This window comes from Enterobacter cloacae complex sp. SHL001 (assembly GCF_049236825.1).
GTDB lineage: Bacteria > Pseudomonadota > Gammaproteobacteria > Enterobacterales > Enterobacteriaceae > Enterobacter > Enterobacter hormaechei_C.
On the sequence record NZ_JBMKIP010000001.1, the window covers coordinates 772785 to 791595 of the forward strand.

Annotated in this window: 17 protein-coding genes and 2 tRNA genes; 1 reads left to right on the plus strand and 18 read right to left on the minus strand. The window is 54.3% G+C overall.

All coding sequences use genetic code 11. The annotated features are described in order from the left end of the window. Window positions 1–10: 10 nt before the first annotated feature. From ACOTYH_RS03805 to mngA, 15 genes are all read right to left on the minus strand, one after another. Window positions 11–86, minus strand: a tRNA-Val gene (locus ACOTYH_RS03805). Window positions 87–113: 27 nt separating this feature from the next. Further along, window positions 114–189: transfer RNA gene (locus ACOTYH_RS03810), tRNA-Lys, on the minus strand. A gap of 161 nt (window positions 190–350) precedes the next feature. Then, a complete protein-coding gene (gene cpoB / locus ACOTYH_RS03815; RefSeq protein ID WP_003858574.1) occupies window positions 351–1139 on the minus strand; it encodes a cell division protein CpoB in 789 nt (262 codons plus the stop codon). Window positions 1140–1148: 9 nt separating this feature from the next. After that, entirely contained in the window at window positions 1149–1670 is a 522-nt protein-coding gene (gene pal / locus ACOTYH_RS03820; RefSeq protein ID WP_003858578.1) for a peptidoglycan-associated lipoprotein Pal, read from the minus strand. A 34-nt stretch (window positions 1671–1704) separates the two neighbouring features. Further along, a complete protein-coding gene (gene tolB / locus ACOTYH_RS03825; RefSeq protein WP_017384962.1) occupies window positions 1705–2997 on the minus strand; it encodes a Tol-Pal system beta propeller repeat protein TolB in 1293 nt (430 codons plus the stop codon). Between the two features lie 100 nt (window positions 2998–3097). Continuing rightward, window positions 3098–4381: a cell envelope integrity protein TolA gene (tolA, locus tag ACOTYH_RS03830; RefSeq protein ID WP_126765402.1), complete on the minus strand. Its 1284-nt coding sequence runs from the start codon at window positions 4379–4381 to the stop codon at window positions 3098–3100. Window positions 4382–4409: 28 nt separating this feature from the next. Then, window positions 4410–4838, minus strand: a complete 429-nt coding sequence (tolR, locus tag ACOTYH_RS03835) for a colicin uptake protein TolR (RefSeq protein ID WP_003858589.1) — start codon at window positions 4836–4838, stop codon at window positions 4410–4412. Window positions 4839–4841: 3 nt separating this feature from the next. Beyond that, a complete protein-coding gene (gene tolQ, locus ACOTYH_RS03840; RefSeq protein ID WP_003858590.1) occupies window positions 4842–5534 on the minus strand; it encodes a Tol-Pal system protein TolQ in 693 nt (230 codons plus the stop codon). After that, window positions 5531–5935, minus strand: coding sequence for a tol-pal system-associated acyl-CoA thioesterase (ybgC, locus tag ACOTYH_RS03845; protein WP_003858593.1), 405 nt, complete (start codon window positions 5933–5935; stop codon window positions 5531–5533). Before ybgC ends, tolQ begins: the two co-directional genes overlap by 4 nt. Before the next feature lie 148 nt (window positions 5936–6083). Further along, on the minus strand, window positions 6084–6374 hold the full coding sequence (gene ybgE, locus ACOTYH_RS03850; RefSeq protein WP_003858596.1) for a cyd operon protein YbgE: 291 nt from the start codon (window positions 6372–6374) through the stop codon (window positions 6084–6086). Next, a complete protein-coding gene (gene cydX, locus ACOTYH_RS03855; protein WP_003858598.1) occupies window positions 6374–6487 on the minus strand; it encodes a cytochrome bd-I oxidase subunit CydX in 114 nt (37 codons plus the stop codon). The genes ybgE and cydX overlap by 1 nt, the downstream gene beginning before the upstream one ends. A gap of 14 nt (window positions 6488–6501) precedes the next feature. Next, on the minus strand, window positions 6502–7641 hold the full coding sequence (cydB, locus tag ACOTYH_RS03860) for a cytochrome d ubiquinol oxidase subunit II (protein ID WP_023303309.1): 1140 nt from the start codon (window positions 7639–7641) through the stop codon (window positions 6502–6504). Between the two features lie 15 nt (window positions 7642–7656). Continuing rightward, a complete protein-coding gene (cydA, locus tag ACOTYH_RS03865; RefSeq protein ID WP_003858601.1) occupies window positions 7657–9225 on the minus strand; it encodes a cytochrome ubiquinol oxidase subunit I in 1569 nt (522 codons plus the stop codon). Window positions 9226–9904: 679 nt separating this feature from the next. Continuing rightward, window positions 9905–12541: a mannosylglycerate hydrolase gene (gene mngB / locus ACOTYH_RS03870; protein ID WP_421637561.1), complete on the minus strand. Its 2637-nt coding sequence runs from the start codon at window positions 12539–12541 to the stop codon at window positions 9905–9907. Between the two features lie 23 nt (window positions 12542–12564). Then, a complete protein-coding gene (mngA, locus tag ACOTYH_RS03875) occupies window positions 12565–14481 on the minus strand; it encodes a PTS 2-O-a-mannosyl-D-glycerate transporter subunit IIABC (protein ID WP_032670328.1) in 1917 nt (638 codons plus the stop codon). A gap of 170 nt (window positions 14482–14651) precedes the next feature. Between mngA and ACOTYH_RS03880 the strand changes: the two genes are divergently transcribed. After that, window positions 14652–15368, plus strand: a complete 717-nt coding sequence (locus tag ACOTYH_RS03880; protein WP_032670329.1) for a GntR family transcriptional regulator — start codon at window positions 14652–14654, stop codon at window positions 15366–15368. Window positions 15369–15454: 86 nt separating this feature from the next. On the opposite strand, the gene sucD is transcribed toward ACOTYH_RS03880, so the two are convergent. The 3 genes from sucD to odhB form a co-directional block, all read right to left on the minus strand. Further along, window positions 15455–16324 (minus strand): succinate--CoA ligase subunit alpha, encoded by an 870-nt coding sequence (gene sucD, locus ACOTYH_RS03885; RefSeq protein ID WP_003858609.1) that lies wholly within the window; start codon window positions 16322–16324, stop codon window positions 15455–15457. Beyond that, the gene (gene sucC / locus ACOTYH_RS03890; RefSeq protein WP_017384968.1) at window positions 16324–17490 is read right to left on the minus strand and encodes an ADP-forming succinate--CoA ligase subunit beta; all 1167 of its coding nucleotides are present in this window, start codon (window positions 17488–17490) and stop codon (window positions 16324–16326) included. The genes sucD and sucC overlap by 1 nt, the downstream gene beginning before the upstream one ends. Window positions 17491–17575: 85 nt before the next feature. Beyond that, complete coding sequence (odhB, locus tag ACOTYH_RS03895) at window positions 17576–18802, minus strand: 2-oxoglutarate dehydrogenase complex dihydrolipoyllysine-residue succinyltransferase (protein ID WP_003858613.1); 1227 nt, start codon at window positions 18800–18802, stop codon at window positions 17576–17578. Window positions 18803–18811: the final 9 nt, after the last annotated feature.

Consider the following 18811-nt stretch of genomic DNA (forward strand, 5'->3'; position numbering starts at 1 on the left):
ACGACCCGAGTGGTGGGTGATGACGGGCTCGAACCGCCGACCCCCTCCGTGTAAAGGAGATGCTCTACCAACTGAGCTAATCACCCACTCTGTACTGCCAGAACTGCTTTAAGTGGTGGGTCGTGCAGGATTCGAACCTGCGACCAATTGATTAAAAGTCAACTGCTCTACCAACTGAGCTAACGACCCACTTTTGCGCTGCTTTCACGTTGTTTGATATCCCGTGGCAACGGCGGCATATATTACTGATTTAAGAATTCTGCGCAACAAAAATTTCGATGAAGATCATTTAACTGCTTAGGAATCATGCTGCACGACCAGAAATGACGCGATTTCTGGTCATGCGATAATCAACCCATCGAACTCAAACGTTTTTGCGCTTGTTTGGCGCCGTCTGTACCCGGGAATTTTGCAACCACCTGCTGATAAACCGCTTTGGCTTTTGCAGTGTCGCCTTTGTCCTGCATGATCACGCCGACTTTATACATCGCATCAGGCGCTTTCGGTGATTTCGGGTAATTTTTCACCACAGAGGCAAAATAAAACGCCGCATCATCCTTTTTACCCTTGTTGTAATTCAACTGACCCAGCCAGTAGTTCGCATTTGGCTGGTAAGTGGAATCAGGGTACTTCTTAACAAAGTTCTGAAACGCAACGATAGCATCGTCCTGGCGCGATTTGTCCTGCACCAGGGCAATGGCCGCGTTGTAGTCCGTATTCGCGTCACCGCTCTGTACAGGCGCACCAGACGACGCGGAGGCATCTGCCGCAGGTGCAGGCGTTGCCGCACCGCTTTGATCGCCTGCTGCTGGCTGTGCTGCTGCTCCGCCGCTGTTCAGGCTATCCATCTGCAACAAAATTTGCTTCTGGCGCTCCACAACCTGATTAAGCTGATACTGACTCTCCTGGATCTGACCACGAAGGGAATCAATATCATTCTGGTTATCGGAAAGCTGCTGCTGGAGTTGAGTTAAAAGCTGGCTGTGAGCGTTAGAAATACGCTCGAGTTGAGTGACCCGGTCTTCTACCGAGCCTGAGCCGACACTACTGATTGGTGCCTGAGCAAAAGCGGCCCAGGGGGCCGCTATTCCAACCAGTAACGACAGACTCATCAGATGATGTCTGAAGTTACTGCTCATGCAATTCTCTTAGTAAACGAGTACGGCACGACGGTTTTTGGAGTAAGCCGCTTCGTCGTGACCCAGTACTGCTGGTTTTTCTTTACCGTAAGAAACGATGGAGATCTGGTCAGCAGAAACGCCTTTACCCTGGAGGTACATTTTAACAGCGTTTGCACGACGTTCACCCAGGGAGATGTTGTACTCCGGAGTACCACGTTCGTCCGCATGACCTTCTACGGTGACTTTGTAAGACGGGTTGCTACGCAGGAAGTTTGCGTGCGCATCCAGCATTGCAGCGAAGTCAGAACGGATGTCGTATTTATCCAGATCGAAGTAAACGATGTTGTTCTGCTGTAACTGCTGCATCTGAAGACGCGCTTGCTCTTCAGAAGACATATTGCCATTGCCGTTAGCGTCCATACCGGTGCCGGCACCCATCATGCCTTCGCCGCTCTGGTCATTGCTTGCATTCTTGTTAGAAGAACACGCTGCGATTGCCATAACAGGCAGAGCGATCATCAGCCCCTTCAGCACTTTGTTCAGTTGCATTTCTAAGATTCCTTTAGTAATCAATTAATTATTATTACAGATACGGCGACCAGGCAGGTGATTTTACCTGTCCATCAGTTGCCGGAAGACGCGCTTTGAAACGCCCATCTGTAGAAACCAGATTCAGCACGGATCCCATCCCCTGAGAAGAGCTGTAGATTACCATGGTGCCGTTAGGTGCCAGACTTGGCGTTTCATCCAGGAACGTTGACGACAGTACTTGTACGCCCCCCGTTACCAGATCTTGTTTGGCAATGTGCTGCTGACCACCCGCAGTACTGACCATTACCATCGTTTTACCATCGGCACTGACGTCAGCATCCTGGTTCTGAGAACCTTCCCAGGTAATACGCTGCGCTGCTCCGCCGTTGATATTCACTTTATAAACTTGTGGTCGACCTGCCTGGTCAGACGTAAAGGCCAGATTCTGGCTGTCCGGGAACCAGGTTGGCTCAGTGTTGTTGCTACGACCATCCGTGACCTGACGGATCTGACCAGAACCAATATCCATCACGTACAGGTTCAGGCTACCGGTTTTAGACAGGGCAAACGCCAGTTTGGTACCGTCCGGAGAGAACGCAGGCGCACCGTTGTGACGCGGGAATGACGCAACCTGACGCACAGCACCGTTAGAGAGCGTCTGGATAACCAGCGCGGAACGGCCGCTTTCGAAGGTCACGTACGCCAGCTTAGAGCCGTCCGGAGACCATGCCGGAGACATCAGCGGCTGTGGTGAACGGTGTACGGTGAACTGGTTGTAGCCATCGTAGTCAGAGACGCGCAGCTCATAAGGGAACTGGCCGCCGTTGGTCTGTACTACGTACGCGATACGGGTACGGAACGCACCTTTAATACCGGTCAGCTTCTCAAACACTTCGTCACTCGCCGTATGGCCTGCGTAACGCAGCCACTGCTTGTTCACCTTATACGTGTTTTGAGCCAGAACGGTACCCGGCGCACCGCCGGTATCCACCAGCTGATAAGCGACGTTATAGCCGCCGTCTGGCGCAGGAGTAACCTGTCCGACAACCACGGCATCAATACCCAGTGCAGACCATGCAGCAGGTTGAACTTCCTGAGCGGTACCCGGCTGCTGCGGCAGACGAGAACGATCTAAGGGGTTAAATTTACCGCTGTTACGCAGGTCAGCTGCAACAATGCCGCCAATATCTTCAGGCGCAGCGCCCGGGCCTGCCCACTGGAACGGAACGACACCGATTGGACGCGCTGAGTCGTTCCAGTCGGTAATGTCGATGCTTACTGTGGCATGCACTGCTGACGTCAACAGTACTAAAAAACCAAAAGCTAATCGTAATGCCTGCTTCATCATATCTCCCTTATCCGAACAATAAGTCCTGGATAATTTAGCAGAAGGTTAACAAACTCAAATACACAAAACTATCAGAACCCGATAACCGCAGCTCTGCTTATGGCTTAAAGTTCAGCGAAGCGTCTTTGAACACTTCATAGACAGCCTGTGACGGAGGTTTTGGCAGTTTTGCCTGATTCACTGCCACAAGTGCAGCCTGGCATAATGCGTCATCGCCTCCTTCAGACTCAACGCTCAGCACGGTACCATCAGTATGCAGTTTAATATGCAGTCTGCATGTTTTCCCTGTATACAATGATTTATCGTTAAGCCTGCTGGATATAGCCGCAGCAATCTGATTCTTATAGTCGTTGATCTCAGCGCCAGAAGCACCGTTGTTCTTAGTGTTACCACTTCCTGCCGGTGCTGCGTTACTTCCTTTCGCCCCACCGCCCGTTTTCGGTGCATTCTTACCAGAACTCAGGTCGCCAATGATATCGTCAGCGGTGGCTGCTTCAGCGGCAGCTTTTTCAGCAGCGGCCTTCCTGGCAGCGGCTTTTTCAGCGGCAGCTTTCTTGTCGGCTGCGGCTTTTTCGGCAGCAGCTTTTTTAGCTGCGGCAGCTTTCTCGGCAGCCGCTTTTTTATCAGCCGCAGCTTTTTCAGCGGCAGCCGCTTTTTCAGCCGCAGCCTTCTCGGCAGCAGCCGCTTTCTTCGCAGCATCGGCAGCAGCTTTCTTCTCTGCTTCCTGAGCGGCTTTCTTCGCGGCTTCTGCTTCCGCTTTCTTCTGGGCATCAGCAGCGGCTTTCTTCGCAGCTTCTGCTTCCGCTTTTTTCTGAGCATCAGCAGCGGCTTTCTTCGCAGCTTCTGCTTCCGCTTTTTTCTGAGCATCAGCAGCGGCTTTCTTCGCCGCGTCAGCCGCTAATTTCGCCTGTGCGTCAGCCTGCGCTTTTGCATCAGCCGCGGCTTTGGCTGCCGCCTCTTCCGCCTGCTTCTGCTGTTCCTGCGCCTTCTTCGCAGCGGCTTCAGCCTGCTTCTGCTGCTCTGCCTGCTCTTTCGCCGCTTCCTGCGCCTGCAAACGCTCTTTCTCAAGCTGCTTCAGACGTTCCTGCTCGGCGGCCTGCTTTTCACGCAGCTCTTCCGCCTGCTGTTGCGCCTGTTTTTCTCGCTGCTCTTCAGCACGTTTAGAGCTCGCCTGCTGCTGTTGCTGACGATTATAGTTCTGAACGATCGCACCGGGATCCACCATGACGGCGTCGATAGACGAGCCCCCACCGCCGCCTGATGCATCAAGGTGCTCATCGAACGAACTCCAGATCAGCGCTGCAAAAAGAATTACGTGCAGCACTGCGGAGACGATTATCGCTCGCTTAAGCTTGTCGTTCTGTTCGGTTGCCTTTGACACTATCGGTTCCCAAAAACTACGCAGATGATCAAATAGGCTGAGTCATTAAGCCAACTGACTTAACGCCCGCGCTATGTAGCAAGTTCAGCGCTTTGATAATTTCATCATATGGTACGTCTTTCGCACCACCGATTAAGAAGACCGTCTTCGGATTTGACTCCAGGCGTCGTTGCGCTTCAGCAATAACCTGCTCTGGCGGAAGCTGATCCATACGATCTTTCTCTACCACCACGCTGTACTGCCCTACGCCGGAAACCTCAATGATGACCGGAGGATCGTCATTGGTGCTTACCGCCTGTGATTCTGTCGCATCCGGCAGATCAACTTCCACGCTCTGGGTGATGATGGGCGCCGTCGCCATAAAGATCAGCAGCAGCACCAGCAGCACGTCCAGTAACGGAACGATATTGATTTCGGACTTGAGCTCGCGACGACCTCGTCCACGCGATCTGGCCATGGTTTACCCCTTGTTGCTCTCGGTGCTGGTAAACGCCTGACGATGCAGAATCGCGGTGAACTCTTCCATAAAGTTGTCGTAGTTCAGTTCCAGTTTGTTCACGCGCTGGTTCAGACGGTTGTACGCCATTACCGCCGGAATTGCGGCGAACAGACCGATTGCGGTCGCGATCAGTGCTTCTGCGATACCCGGCGCAACCATCTGCAACGTTGCCTGCTTCACCGCCCCAAGGGCGATAAAGGCGTGCATGATCCCCCACACCGTACCAAACAGGCCGATATACGGGCTGATGGAGCCAACGGTTCCGAGGAAAGGAATATGCGTTTCAAGATTTTCCAGTTCGCGGTTCATGGAGATGCGCATCGCACGCGACGCCCCTTCTACCACGGCTTCCGGCGCATGGCTGTTAGCGCGATGTAAGCGAGCGAACTCTTTGAAACCGCTGTAGAAAATTTGTTCGGAGCCTGAAAGGTTATCACGGCGTCCCTGGCTTTCCTGGTACAGACGAGAAAGCTCAATACCCGACCAGAACTTATCTTCAAACGCTTCGGCTTCGCGGCCAGCGGCATTGAGGATACGCGTTCTCTGGATGATGATGGCCCAGGATGCGATTGAAAAACCAATCAAAATCAACATGATAAGTTTAACCAGAAGGCTTGCCTTCAGGAACAAATCAAGGATATTCATGTCAGTCACTGCTTAAACTCCGCGACAATAGACTTAGGAAGCGCACGAGGCTTCATTATGGTTGGATCAACACAGACAATCAGGACTTCAGCTGAGTTCAGTACCGTGTTCTCTGCATTGACTATCCGCTGCGTGAAAACCAGTGAAGTTCCGCGCATTGATGTAATTTCTGTTTGGACTTCGAGCATATCGTCGAGTCTGGCAGGCGCAAAATACTCAAGCGTCATCTTGCGTACCACGAAGGCAACTCGCTCAGCCAACAGCACCTGTTGACTAAAGTGATGATGGCGCAGCATCTCTGTGCGTGCCCGTTCATAAAAAGCAACGTAGCTGGCGTGGTAGACCACACCACCGGCATCGGTATCTTCGTAATAGACACGTACCGGCCATCGAAACAGCGTTGTATTCACTTTACATCCCGGTAATACAAGAAAAGTTGGAGCTTTCAAACTTCGCTACTATACGCGCGGGAATGATGGTTTGGAATGGGAGAAAGTAAACGGAGAGTAAATTTTTATGGGCCAGGGTAAGCCCATAACGTTAACGGACATTTCTTATTCAGAAGAAGAAGAAAATCAAACCGGCGAGAAGAACCAGATCGGCAATCAGTGGGCAGAAGATGCCCTGCCAGTGTAGCGCTTTCGGACGAAAGCCGACACCGTGAATCACGCCTGCGCACACCGCCCACATAATCAGGAAGCCATGCCAGATTTCAAGCTCGCTGGTTTTCGCCGCGAAGCGCGACGGGTCCCAGAAGATACAGCCTGCCAGCAGTAATGCCATAATGAGGGAAAGCGCCCTCAAGGGGCGCTTATCCATTACCGCATATAACGTTGCGATAATATTCATTAGTGCTTTTCTTCACCTGCTTTGGTCGCTTCTACATGCTCAAGCGCCAGGGCAGTGATGACACCAAACGCACAGGCAAGAAGCGTCCCTAAAATCCATGCGAAATACCACATATTCAGCTCCTTACTTAGTACATAGAGTGGGTGTTGCTTTCGATATGTTCTTTAGTGATACGACCGAACATTTTCCAGTAACACCAGATGGTGTAAGCCAGAACAATCGGAACGAACACGCAAGCCACATAGGTCATTAAGTTCAGCGTCATATGGCTGGACGTTGCATCCCACATGGTCAGGCTGGCATTCATCATGGTGCTGGATGGCATCACGAACGGGAACATCGCAATACCGGCCGTCAGGATGATGCACGCCAGCGTCAGGGAAGAGAATACGAACGCCAGAGCGCCTTTCTCCAGACGAGACGTCAGCACGGTCAGCAGTGGCAGCAGCACACCCAGAGCCGGGATAGCCCACAGCACAGGGGTATTGTTGAAGTTCACCAGCCATGCACCGGCCTGACGCGCCACCTCTTTGGTCAGCGGGTTAGACGGTGCAGCATGGTTGATAGCGGACGTCACCACGTATCCATCAATACCATACACGACCCACACACCGGCCAGAGCGAAGCAGACCAGCGTCACCAGCGCTGCCACCTGAGCGGTAGCGCGGGAACGCAGATGCAGTTCACCTACGGTACGCATCTGGAGATAGGTTGCCCCCTGGGTGATGATCATCGCCACGCTCACCACGCCTGCCAGCAGACCAAACGGATTCAGCAGCTGGAAGAAGTTACCGGTGTAGAACAGACGCATATATTCGTCGACGTGGAACGGTACGCCCTGCAACAGGTTACCGAACGCCACACCAATGACCAGCGGTGGAACGAAGCTACCGATGAAGATGCCCCAGTCCCACATGTTACGCCAGCGGGTGTCTTCAATCTTGGAACGGTAGTCGAAACCCACCGGACGGAAGAATAAAGAAGCCAGCACCAGAATCATCGCCACATAGAAGCCGGAGAACGCAGCCGCGTAGACCATCGGCCAGGCAGCGAACAGCGCGCCGCCTGCGGTGATCAGCCACACCTGGTTACCGTCCCAGTGCGGGGCGATGGAGTTGATCATGATTCGACGCTCGGTGTCATTACGACCGAGGAAACGGGTGAGCATGCCCACGCCCATGTCGAAACCATCGGTGACCGCGAAACCAATCAGCAGAACACCGATCAGCAGCCACCAGATAAAACGCAATACTTCATAATCGATCATTTGATGACTCCTGTCTTAGCGTGCCGGCTGAGTAGTCGCAACAGACTGCTCGTAGTGGTAGCGACCGGTTTTCAGGCTGCTTGGGCCAAGGCGCGCGAACTTGAACATCAGGAACAGTTCAGCCACCAGGAACAGGGTGTACAGACCGCAAATGAGCAGCATGGAGAAGATCAGGTCGCCTGCGGTCAGGGAGGAGTTCGCTACCGCTGTTGGCAGCACCTCACCGATCGCCCACGGCTGACGGCCATATTCCGCAACAAACCAGCCGGACTCGATAGCAATCCATGGCAGTGGGATACCGTACAGCGCGGTGCGCAGCAGCCATTTTTTCTCACCGATACGGTTACGAATGACTGACCAGAACGAGGCCGCGATGATCAGCAGCATGATAATGCCGCAACCCACCATGATGCGGAACGCGAAGTACAGCGGCGCAACGCGTGGAATAGAGTCTTTGGTTGCCATCTGAATCTGCGCTTCCGTCGCGTCGGAGACGTTCGGGGTATAGCGTTTCAGCAGCAGACCGTAACCGAGGTCTTTCTTCACGTCGTTAAATTGATCGCGAACGGCCTGGTCGGTAGAGCCGGCGCGCAGCTGTTCCAGCAGCGAGTAGGCTTTCATCCCGTTACGGATACGCTCTTCATGCTGCACCATCAGATCTTTCAGGCCAGTCACCTGTTTGTCGACGGAGCGCGTGGCGATAATACCCAGAGCGTAAGGAATTTGAATGGCGAAGCGGTTTTCCTGCGCTTCCTGGTCAGGCACACCGAACAGGGTAAACGCTGCCGGTGCCGGCTGGGTTTCCCATTCAGCTTCAATTGCGGCGAGTTTGGTTTTCTGCACGTCGCCCATTTCGTAACCGGATTCATCACCCAGAACAATCACGGACAGAATCGCGGCCATACCGAAGCTTGCTGCGATAGCAAAAGAACGCTTGGCGAACGCGAAGTCACGGCCGCGCAGCATATAGTAGGAGCTGATGCCCAGCACGAACATCGCGCCGCACACATACCCAGACGCCACGGTGTGAACGAATTTAACCTGAGCAACCGGGTTCAGGACCAGCTCAGCGAAGCTGACCATCTCCATACGCATGGTTTCGAAGTTGAAATCAGATGCGATTGGGTTTTGCATCCAGCCGTTCGCCACCAGGATCCACAGTGCGGACAAGTTGGAGCCTAATGCCACCAGCCAGGTTACCGCCATATGCTGGACTTTACCCAGACGGTCCCAACCGAAGAAGAACAGACCTACAAAGGTGGATTCGAGGAAGAAGGCCATCAGACCTTCAATGGCCAGCGGCGCACCGAAAATATCCCCCACATAGTGGGAATAGTAAGACCAGTTTGTCCCGAACTGGAACTCCATGGTCAGACCGGTTGCCACGCCCAGCGCAAAGTTGATACCAAACAACTTGCCCCAGAACTTGGTCATATCTTTATAAATCTGTTTGCCGGAGAGGACGTAAACCGTTTCCATGATGGCCAGCAGGAACGCCATACCGAGCGTCAGCGGCACAAACAGGAAGTGGTACATCGCGGTCAAGGCAAACTGTAAGCGCGACAGTTCGACTACGTCTAACATTATGACTCCTTGCTCATCGCATGAAGACTCCGAGAGTGAACCCCGTTAGATAAGGATCCACACGCATGCCCCAATACAAAGTTATCTGCTTCCCTTCTTCGTTGCTTATTCTCTTCAGGAGGAAAAAGCAATGATGAAAGGTTACAAATACGTTAAGAAAAAACCAAATTGATCCCGTAAATATAATACGCTGCAAAACCCTTACAATAAACAGGTTTTTATTCGAACAGATTTACGTTTTTCGACGGCGATCAATTTATAGCAAAATTACCACTTTTCGGCCATTTTGATCGGGGACAATTTAACGCCTTTCGGAGCCTTTTTCCAAGGATTAAACATTGATTTAAATCAAAAACAGTCAGAGCTGTTAATGATGTTTCTTTGTGGTGCGGATAGTAAAAACCTTGTTAACAATATGTATATTTAAAGGCGTTATTGGTTATAAAAGCCAGAAGATAATATAAACAGTTGTGATTTTTATTAACGCGCGAGAAAAAACGCATTTTGCCGAAAGATAACCATATAATGTTATCTGCTTCACAGTATTTTTCTTTCACTTTGCTACCCGCCGAAACGATTACATTTCATTCACCTTTAATAATCTTAAAATTAACACCCTTTCGTGACTATTTGATGAAATAAAGGCCGCAGGAATGCGGCCTTTATTTTGTTCGGAGGATTACCTTTCAATTTTTATGCTAAAGGTGCGTGACTGGCCTGGCCGGAAAGGTCCCGTAATGGCTGAGCCCTCCTCCCCTTGCGCCTTGCGGACCTCATTCATGTCCGTTTCGCAACAGGCCTGGACCTCACGGTTCACAGACAAAGTCACATCACCGGAGCGGGTCTCCGAAGGGTTGTACAGACGAAGAATCATCTCGTCACGATCCTCCGCTTTTTTCAGCGCACTGAGTACGCATCCGTTAGGCGCCAGCGTTAACAGGCTATAGCTACAGGGTGTGGTGAAAGAGGCGCGGTTAAGCTTCATCGCATCCCACGGGATTTTGTTATAACAGTGCACTGGCGTTAACCACGACTTCGCCTGCTGCGCAACGCCAGCACTGACGGGCGTACCATTAAAACTGAACAGGCTAAAGCGACAGGTTAACTGGCCCCGCATCTGCGAATCAGGCACCGGCATTTTGATCCCGGACGGTCTGCCGGGGCGCAGCAGTAAATCTTCCTTCCCAAGCACCCCCACGCCGCGAAGCAACGTCAGGGCAAACGTTTTTTGACGCTCGCCAGTCACTTCAAATTCGCGCAACCCTTCGGTAAACAGGGCCATTCCGTTACGCCGTTCCTGGAGCACCGCGTAGTTGAGCAGATTCCACACCGGCAGCGGCGCTTCCTTCCAGCCCTCCTCCTGCCAGTTCGCCATCGCTTCATCCTGTACAGGTCGCGTCAGCGAACCGAACTGGGTATCGGCTAACACCGTGTCTGCGGTAAATGGCGTCGGGATCAGCACCCGCACACGGTGGTCATCCGCGTGATTTCCGAGACGCGCCTCAACGTCGATACGTCGGCTGTTATGGCTGAGCGTGACCGTGAGTTCTGCCTCAAGCGTTCCCGTCTGCTGACGCGCAGAACGTTCGGTGAGATCCGCCGGCACCGCCATGCGATGGCGGATCACCGCCCTGCTCTGCCAGGCCTCGTGGATCACCTCAACCTCATGCTCGCCCTGAGCGGAAGTGAGTCTCCACTCTTCCCGTGAAGGCGAGTAGTCGTACTCATCGCCATCATCCGAGCTCTCTTCTATTTCCAGCGCGCGGTCATAGATAAGCCCGGACGCTTTATCGAGCAGACGCAGGGTGCCGTCGTCGTTTAACGTTATTTCCCAGAAAGCATTTTCCAGCAACGCCTCCGACGATTTTTCTGCCGCCAGCAGCTTGCCGGCCACGTGCGGCTCGATACAGAGCGTGCGGTAACCCATTGATGGCAGGATCTGATTGAGCTGGATATCAAACTCCATAAAGGGATCGTAGTTGCCGTAATGCACAATCTGCCGGTCAATCAAGCCGGGGTCGATTTCACGCGCGCTGCGCAGGCAGTAAGGGATTTCATTCCCCCTATCGTCCAGCAGGCGGAACTGGCTGGCGCGCAGACGTATCGTGGTGTTAATCACTTCCTCACGCGGCCAGGGCGTGAGGTTAAACATCACCAGTTTGTCTTCCTCGCTCTGCGGCATGTTGTCGACAATCTTGCGCATATAGAAGCACGTCAGGTTATCGGCCATGTCTTCCGCCAGCTCGAAGCGGCACATCACCTCACGATGCACTTTGTCACTACAGCAGCAGCCGATACTGTCATGGGCGTGATTCTTGAGGATCTCTTTCCACATTTTTTCCAGCAAGCCGTGGTGATACTCAAAGCCCAGCGTCCAGGCAAGCGTGGCCAGCGGCTCAAGGACGTTGACGATTTTATTCTCTATCCGGGCGTGGGCGATTTTGATGTCCATCCGCGTGGAGCCTATCGTCCGGTGCACCCGCATATATTTACCGTCAATAAACTCCCCTTTCAGCGTCGCCAGTTCATCGCGGTGCGCGTCAATGTGGTCAAACACCTCCTCGAAGCGGCTCATCACAAACTGACGCTGCGGATAGATTTCGCGCAGCTTATCCATCACCGCAAAGATGTTCTGCTGGAGCGGCATCTGATCATGGCCGTTAGGCAGCAAAATTTCTTTCGTCACGGAGGCTTTTTCCAGCACCTCGAAGTACGTGTCGAGCCGTTTGCGCAGCCCGGCCTCATCCTCCGGTAAGTACTTACCAATCGCGTAGCCCAGCGGCAGCACCTGTGCCGTCACTTCGCTGCCGTCCTGACTTTGCCAGAGAAATTCGGTTTTATCGGTACCGTGCCGCTCGGAACACCCGCGCCAGAACATGGTGCGCGTGATGCCAAAACCATTGTAAATGTGCGGCAGCTGGGAAGACATGCCGAAGGAGTCCGGCAGATAGCCAATTTTCATCGGCTCGCCAAAGGCCAGACAGTCGCGTATACCGTACATCAGATTTCGGACAATCGACTCGCCGGAAACAAGGGTGGTATCCGTCTGGGTATACCACGGCCCGATAATCAGCTTCCCGGCCGCCACCAGTGCCTTCACGCGTGGCCTGTTTTCCGGTTTCACGGCAAAATAATCTTCCAGCACCGCCGTCTGGCCGTCGAGTACGTAGTATTTATACTCTGCGTCCTGCTCAAGACGAGTGAGGATCTCTTCCATATTATTGACCAGAAGAATACGTGACGCTTCGGTGGTGAAGTACCACTCCCGGTCCCAGTGCATATGTGGCGTGATATGAACGCGAGATACAGCTTTCATCTTCGTTTCCTGTCAGTGCGTGTTTACGATGGTATGTCTTCAGTCACGTAGGTGCCGCTCTTCACGGCCTGGCGTCGCCAGAGCAGTAAAATGAGCGTAGAGATTGTGGCGCCAGCCAGCGCGGCGCCAAACCAGCCGACAGCGGCCATCACGCCGCCCAGCCCGGCATCATGCAGTAAGAAGAGCGAGAAAATGCCCGCGCCGGGGGTGGATAGCCCAATCCCCATCGCCCCGACAATCGCTCCGGTCACCATTGACCCCAGAACAAATGAGCCGATGACCCGCAACGGATCCTCGATAGCCATCGGAATTGCCCCTTCGGTGATGCCCGCCAGCCCCAGCAGCCAGGTGGACTTGCCGGTTTCAATTTCGAACTGTTTGAACAGGTTCGGAGCCAGCATCGTTGATGCCGTCACGGTAAAGGCCGATACCATTTTGACGGAGGCAAAAATCGCATAAGGCCCGTATACGCCATTGGCCATCGCTCCCAGACAGAACGCGTAAGAGGCTTTGTTGACCGGACCGCCCAGATCGAACGAGCACATAAAGCCCAGGATCGCCCCCAGCAGCAGCGCGTTCGCGCCGGACAGACCGTTAAGCCAGGCGGTCAGGGCATTATTGATCCAGGCCACCGGTTCGCCGATCACAAACAGCATCAGGCTGCCTGCGCCCAGCACGCCAATCACCGGATAGAGATAAAAGGTCAGAAAGCCGTTGTAGCGGCTACTCAGTCGGATGTGGTTTTTTACCCAGCGCATCAGGTAGCCCGCAATCAGCCCGCCGACGATGGCCCCGAGAAAACCAGAGCCGATCATATTGGCGGCAAGACCCGCCGCAAAGCCCGGCGTTAGCGCAGGTTTATCCGCCAGCGAGTAAGCGGTATAGGCTGCCAGAACAGGCACCATCAGAATACCGAGCATCCCGCCGCCCAGTTTGCGGTACATCCACAGCCACGAATTTTCCTGATCGAACAGATGCTGCAAGCCCAGGATTTGCGCCAGCAGTACCGACACCGCCAGCACCGTGCCGCCAGCAACAATCAGCGGCACCGCAAAGGAGATACCGCTGAGCAGCGCCTGCTTGAGTTCGGTTTTAACGCACTTTTTCGCGTCCGAGTCGACATGCGCAGGACGCGCATCGGATACAGGCTGTAGCGCCAGCGCACGCTCAATGAGCGCTTCCGCATGGCGTAAGGGTTCCGCGACGGGCACGGAAATGGCGGGCATCCCCTGAAAACGCTCACGCTCTTTGATCGCCACTTCCGCCGCGAAGATACACGCTTTTGCCTCCTGCAACTGCTGCGCGGTGATGCGCCCCTCAATACCATTTGCCCCCTGCTTTTCGACCACCACATTGACGCCGAGCTTACGTCCCGCTTTTTCGAGATACTCCGCTGCCATGTAGGTATGGGCGATCCCGGCCGGACAGGCGGTAACGCAGACGATCGTCGGGGCATTCTCCGCAACGGCGGTTTCTTGTGCGTCAGGCGCCGTTTCCAGCGCCGCAAGCACCGCTTCCGCGCTGGTCGCCGTCATCACGCGCGCCCTGAGCTCGTCATCCGCCAGGCGAGACGTCAGTTCCGTCAGGACCTGAATATGCGTTGATCCCGCTTGTGCGGGAGGAATGGCGAGCAGAAAAATTAGCTCGACCTCCTCCGGTCCGTCCACACCTTCCCAGGCCAGCGGCTCACGCAGTGTGGCCACGGCAAAAGCCGCTTCGTTTACCGCCACTGATTTACCATGAGGTACGGCCAGCCCCTCGCCCAGCGCCGTCGGGCCAAGCGATTCCCGATGGAAAACGTCTGCCAGAAACGTATCGGCGTCGGCTATTTTGCTCAACGCCACCAGCCGCGTCGCAAGCTGACGGATTGCCTCATCACGGCTGGTAAACTGCGCCTGCACGCAGACAGCACGGGGGTCGGTCAGAGTCGTCAGGTTCATAAGATCCTCACCTATCCAAAGTTATTGTCTGGGCAGGATTGTGGCAGACCGGATAATACATTTATGTGATCATTTTCACTAACACCGATATTTGTATCTTATTTGTATTATTTACAAATTTACCACTGAAGGCATAATTCCCTGAAAACGTATTAAAAAGGCGCGACACAATGGGCAATAAACCGATGTACCGGCAGATCGCCGATGCGTTCCGCGAGAAAATTAATGCCGGTGAGTTAAAACCTGGCGACGCGCTGCCGACGGAATCCAGCCTTCAGGAGGCGTTTAGCGTCAGCCGGGTCACCGTGCGGCAGGCTTTGAAGCTGCTCGCCGACGAGCAGATCATCGAAAGTATTCAGGGCAGCGGCTCGTATGTAAAAGAGGAGCGGGTGAATTACGATATTTATCAGCTCACCGGTTTTTACGAAAAGTTAGCGGATCGCAACGTCGATACGCACAGCGACGTCAGCGTCTTCGAAGTGGTGAAAGCCGATGAGCGGCTCGCGGCAAAACTTGCGCTCAATCCGGATGATAAGGTCTGGCACGTCAAGCGCGTACGCTTCATCAGGGAAAAGCCGGTGAATCAGGAAGAGACATGGATGCCGCTGGCGATGTTCCCCGACCTCACCTGGGAAGTGATGGAACAGTCGAAATACCATTACATTGAGCAGATCAAAAAGATGGTGATCGATCGCAGCGAGCAGGAGCTGGTGCCAGTCATGCCATCGGACGAGGCGATTGCCGCCCTGGCGCTCGATCCGGCAAAACCGATTCTGGAAAAAGTCTCTCGTGGCTTTCTGAAAGACGGCCGGGTATTTGAATACAGTCGCAACGTGTTTAACACCGACGACTATAAATTCACCCTGGTGGCTAAACGCAGGCAATAAAAAAAGGCCGCTTTACAGCGGCCAACCATGTCGAAACGGACATTTTTTTATACTTCAACGCGCCCCAATCGGGGAGCAGAGAGGACTTACTTAATGATGGATTTCAGTGCTTCACCGATATCCGCCAGGCTGCGAACGGTTTTCACGCCTGCGGCTTCCAGTGCTGCGAATTTCTCATCAGCCGTACCTTTACCGCCTGCGATAATCGCGCCCGCGTGACCCATACGTTTGCCTTTCGGCGCGGTCACACCCGCGATGTAACCCACCACCGGCTTGGTCACATGATCTTTGATGTAAGCAGCCGCTTCTTCTTCCGCGCTACCACCGATCTCACCGATCATCACGATCGCTTCGGTCTGTGGATCTTCCTGGAACAGCTTCAGGATGTCGATGAAGTTAGAGCCCGGGATCGGGTCACCGCCGATGCCCACGCAGGTGGACTGGCCGAAACCGTAGTCGGTGGTCTGCTTAACCGCTTCATAGGTCAGGGTACCGGAACGGGACACGATACCCACTTTGCCTGGGCGATGAATGTGGCCCGGCATGATGCCGATTTTGCATTCGCCTGGAGTGATAACGCCTGGGCAGTTCGGGCCGATCATGCGCACGCCTGCTTCGTCCAGCTTCACCTTCACGGTCAGCATATCCAGCGTCGGGATGCCTTCGGTGATGGTGATGATCAGCTTAATGCCTGCGTCGATCGCTTCCAGAATAGAGTCTTTGCAGAACGGCGCCGGTACGTAGATCACGGTCGCGGTTGCGCCCGTCGCTTCTACCGCTTCACGCACGGTGTTGAACACCGGCAGGCCCAGGTGGGTGGTGCCGCCTTTACCTGGCGTTACGCCGCCAACCATCTGCGTACCGTAGGCAATCGCCTGTTCGGAGTGGAAAGTCCCCTGGCTACCGGTGAAGCCCTGGCAGATAACCTTGGTATCTTTATTAATTAAAACGGACATTATTTCCCCTCCACTGCGGCAACAACCTGCTGAGCTGCATCCGTCAGACTTTTCGCTGCAATAATATTCAGGCCGCTGTCAGCCAGTTTTTTCGCGCCGAGTTCAGCGTTGTTCCCTTCCAGACGTACAACAACCGGAACGTTAACGCCCACTTCTTCTACCGCGCCGATGATACCGTCGGCGATCAGGTCGCAACGTACGATACCGCCGAAGATGTTCACCAGAACCGCTTTCACGTTGCTGTCAGAGAGGATGATTTTGAACGCTTCGGTTACGCGCTCTTTGGTTGCGCCACCGCCCACGTCGAGGAAGTTCGCTGGCTCACCGCCGTGCAGCTTAACGATGTCCATGGTGCCCATTGCCAGGCCCGCACCGTTAACCATGCAGCCGATGTTGCCATCCAGCGCCACGTAGTTCAGTTCCCATTGTGCAGCCTGCGCTTCACGCGGATCTTCCTGAGACTGGTCGCGCATTTCGCGCAGATCGGACTGGCGGAACAGCGCGTTGCCGTCAGCGCCCAGCTTGCCGTCGAGGCAGATCAGGTCGCCCTGGGTGGTGATCACCAGCGGGTTGATCTCGATCAGCGCCAAATCGCGCTCCAGGAAAATGGTCGCCAGACCCATGAAGATCTTGGTGAACTGCTGAACCAGCTTGCCTTCCAGACCCAGTTTGAATGCCAGCTCACGACCCTGGTAAGGCATTGGGCCCGCCAGCGGATCGATAGCCACTTTGTGGATCAGGTGCGGGGTTTCTTCCGCCACTTTTTCGATTTCCACGCCGCCTTCGGTAGACGCCATGAACACCACGCGACGGGAGCTACGGTCTACGACTGCGCCGAGGTACAGTTCTTTCGCGATGTCGGTTGCCGCTTCCACCAGGATCTGGTTAACCGGCTGGCCGTTCGCATCTGTCTGGTAGGTTACCAGACGCTTGCCGAGCCAATGTTCAGCAAACGCACGGATCTCTTCTTTGCTCTTAACAACCTTCACACCGCCCGCTTTACCACGGCCACCAGCGTGAACCTGACATTTAACTACCCACGGGCCGGAACCGATTTTAGACGCGGCTTCTTCTGCTTCACGCGGGGTAGTACAGGCATAACCCACCGGAGCCGGTAAGCCATACCGGGCAAACAGCTGTTTGGCCTGATATTCATGTAAGTTCATGTGTTCTATCCATCCTTCAGGTAATCGTTAGGTAGTGCTTTTGTAGGCCCGGCAAGCAACGCGCCGCCGGGCAAGACTGCAAAAACTAGACGTCCAGCAGCAGACGCGTTGGATCTTCCAGCAGCTCTTTAATGGCAACCAGGAAGCCTACGGACTCGCGGCCGTCGATCAGGCGGTGATCGTAAGAGAGCGCCAGGTACATCATCGGCAGGATCTCCACTTTACCGTCTACCGCCATTGGACGATCTTTAATGGCGTGCATACCCAGGATCGCGCTCTGCGGCGGGTTGATGATCGGGGTAGACATCAGCGAGCCGAACACACCACCGTTGGTAATGGTGAAGTTACCGCCAGTCAGGTCCTCAACGGTCAGCTTGCCGTCGCGGCCTTTCACGGCCAGCTCTTTGATTTTCTTCTCGATGTCAGCCATACCCAGGGTATCCACGTCACGCAGAACCGGGGTAACCAGGCCGCGCGGGGTAGAAACCGCCATGCTGACGTCGAAGTAGTTGTGGTAAACCACGTCATCGCCATCGATAGACGCGTTCACTTCCGGGTAGCGTTTCAGCGCTTCAACTACCGCTTTCACGTAGAAGGACATGAAGCCCAGACGGATACCGTGACGTTTTTCAAACGCGTCACCGTACTGCTTGCGCAGATCCATGATTGGCTTCATGTTGACTTCGTTAAAGGTGGTCAGCATCGCGGTGGAGTTTTTCGCTTCCAGCAGACGCTCGGCCACGCGCTTACGCAGGCGGGTCATCGGCACGCGTTTTTCGCTACGTGCGCCCAGAGCTGGCTGTGCCGCTGGTGCTGCCGCAGGGGCTTTCGCTTCCGCTTTCGCCTCAGAAGGCGCTTTTGCCAGATGCTTGTCGATGTCTTCGCGCGTCAGACGGCCACCCACGCCGGTGCCTTTGATGGCTGCCGGATCGAGGCTGTGCTCAGCCAGCAGGCGACGGATCGCCGGGCTGAGCGCGTCATTGGTCTGATCGGACAGAGACGCCTGCTGGCGCTGGGCCGGAGTAGACGCTTTCTCTTCAGATTTGGCGCTGGACTCTTTGCCCGCGCTATTGCCTTCACGCAGGCGACCCAGGATCTGGCGAGAAGTGACGGTCGTACCTTCATCTTCCAGGACTGCATCCAGAATGCCATCCGCTGAAGCCGGTACTTCCAGTACCACTTTGTCAGTTTCGATTTCTACCAGCACTTCGTCACGGGTTACCGCGTCGCCTGGTTTTTTGTGCCAGGTGGCGACGGTTGCATCTGCTACGGACTCAGGCAGGTCGGGAACAAGAATATCTACGCTACTCATTATGTATCC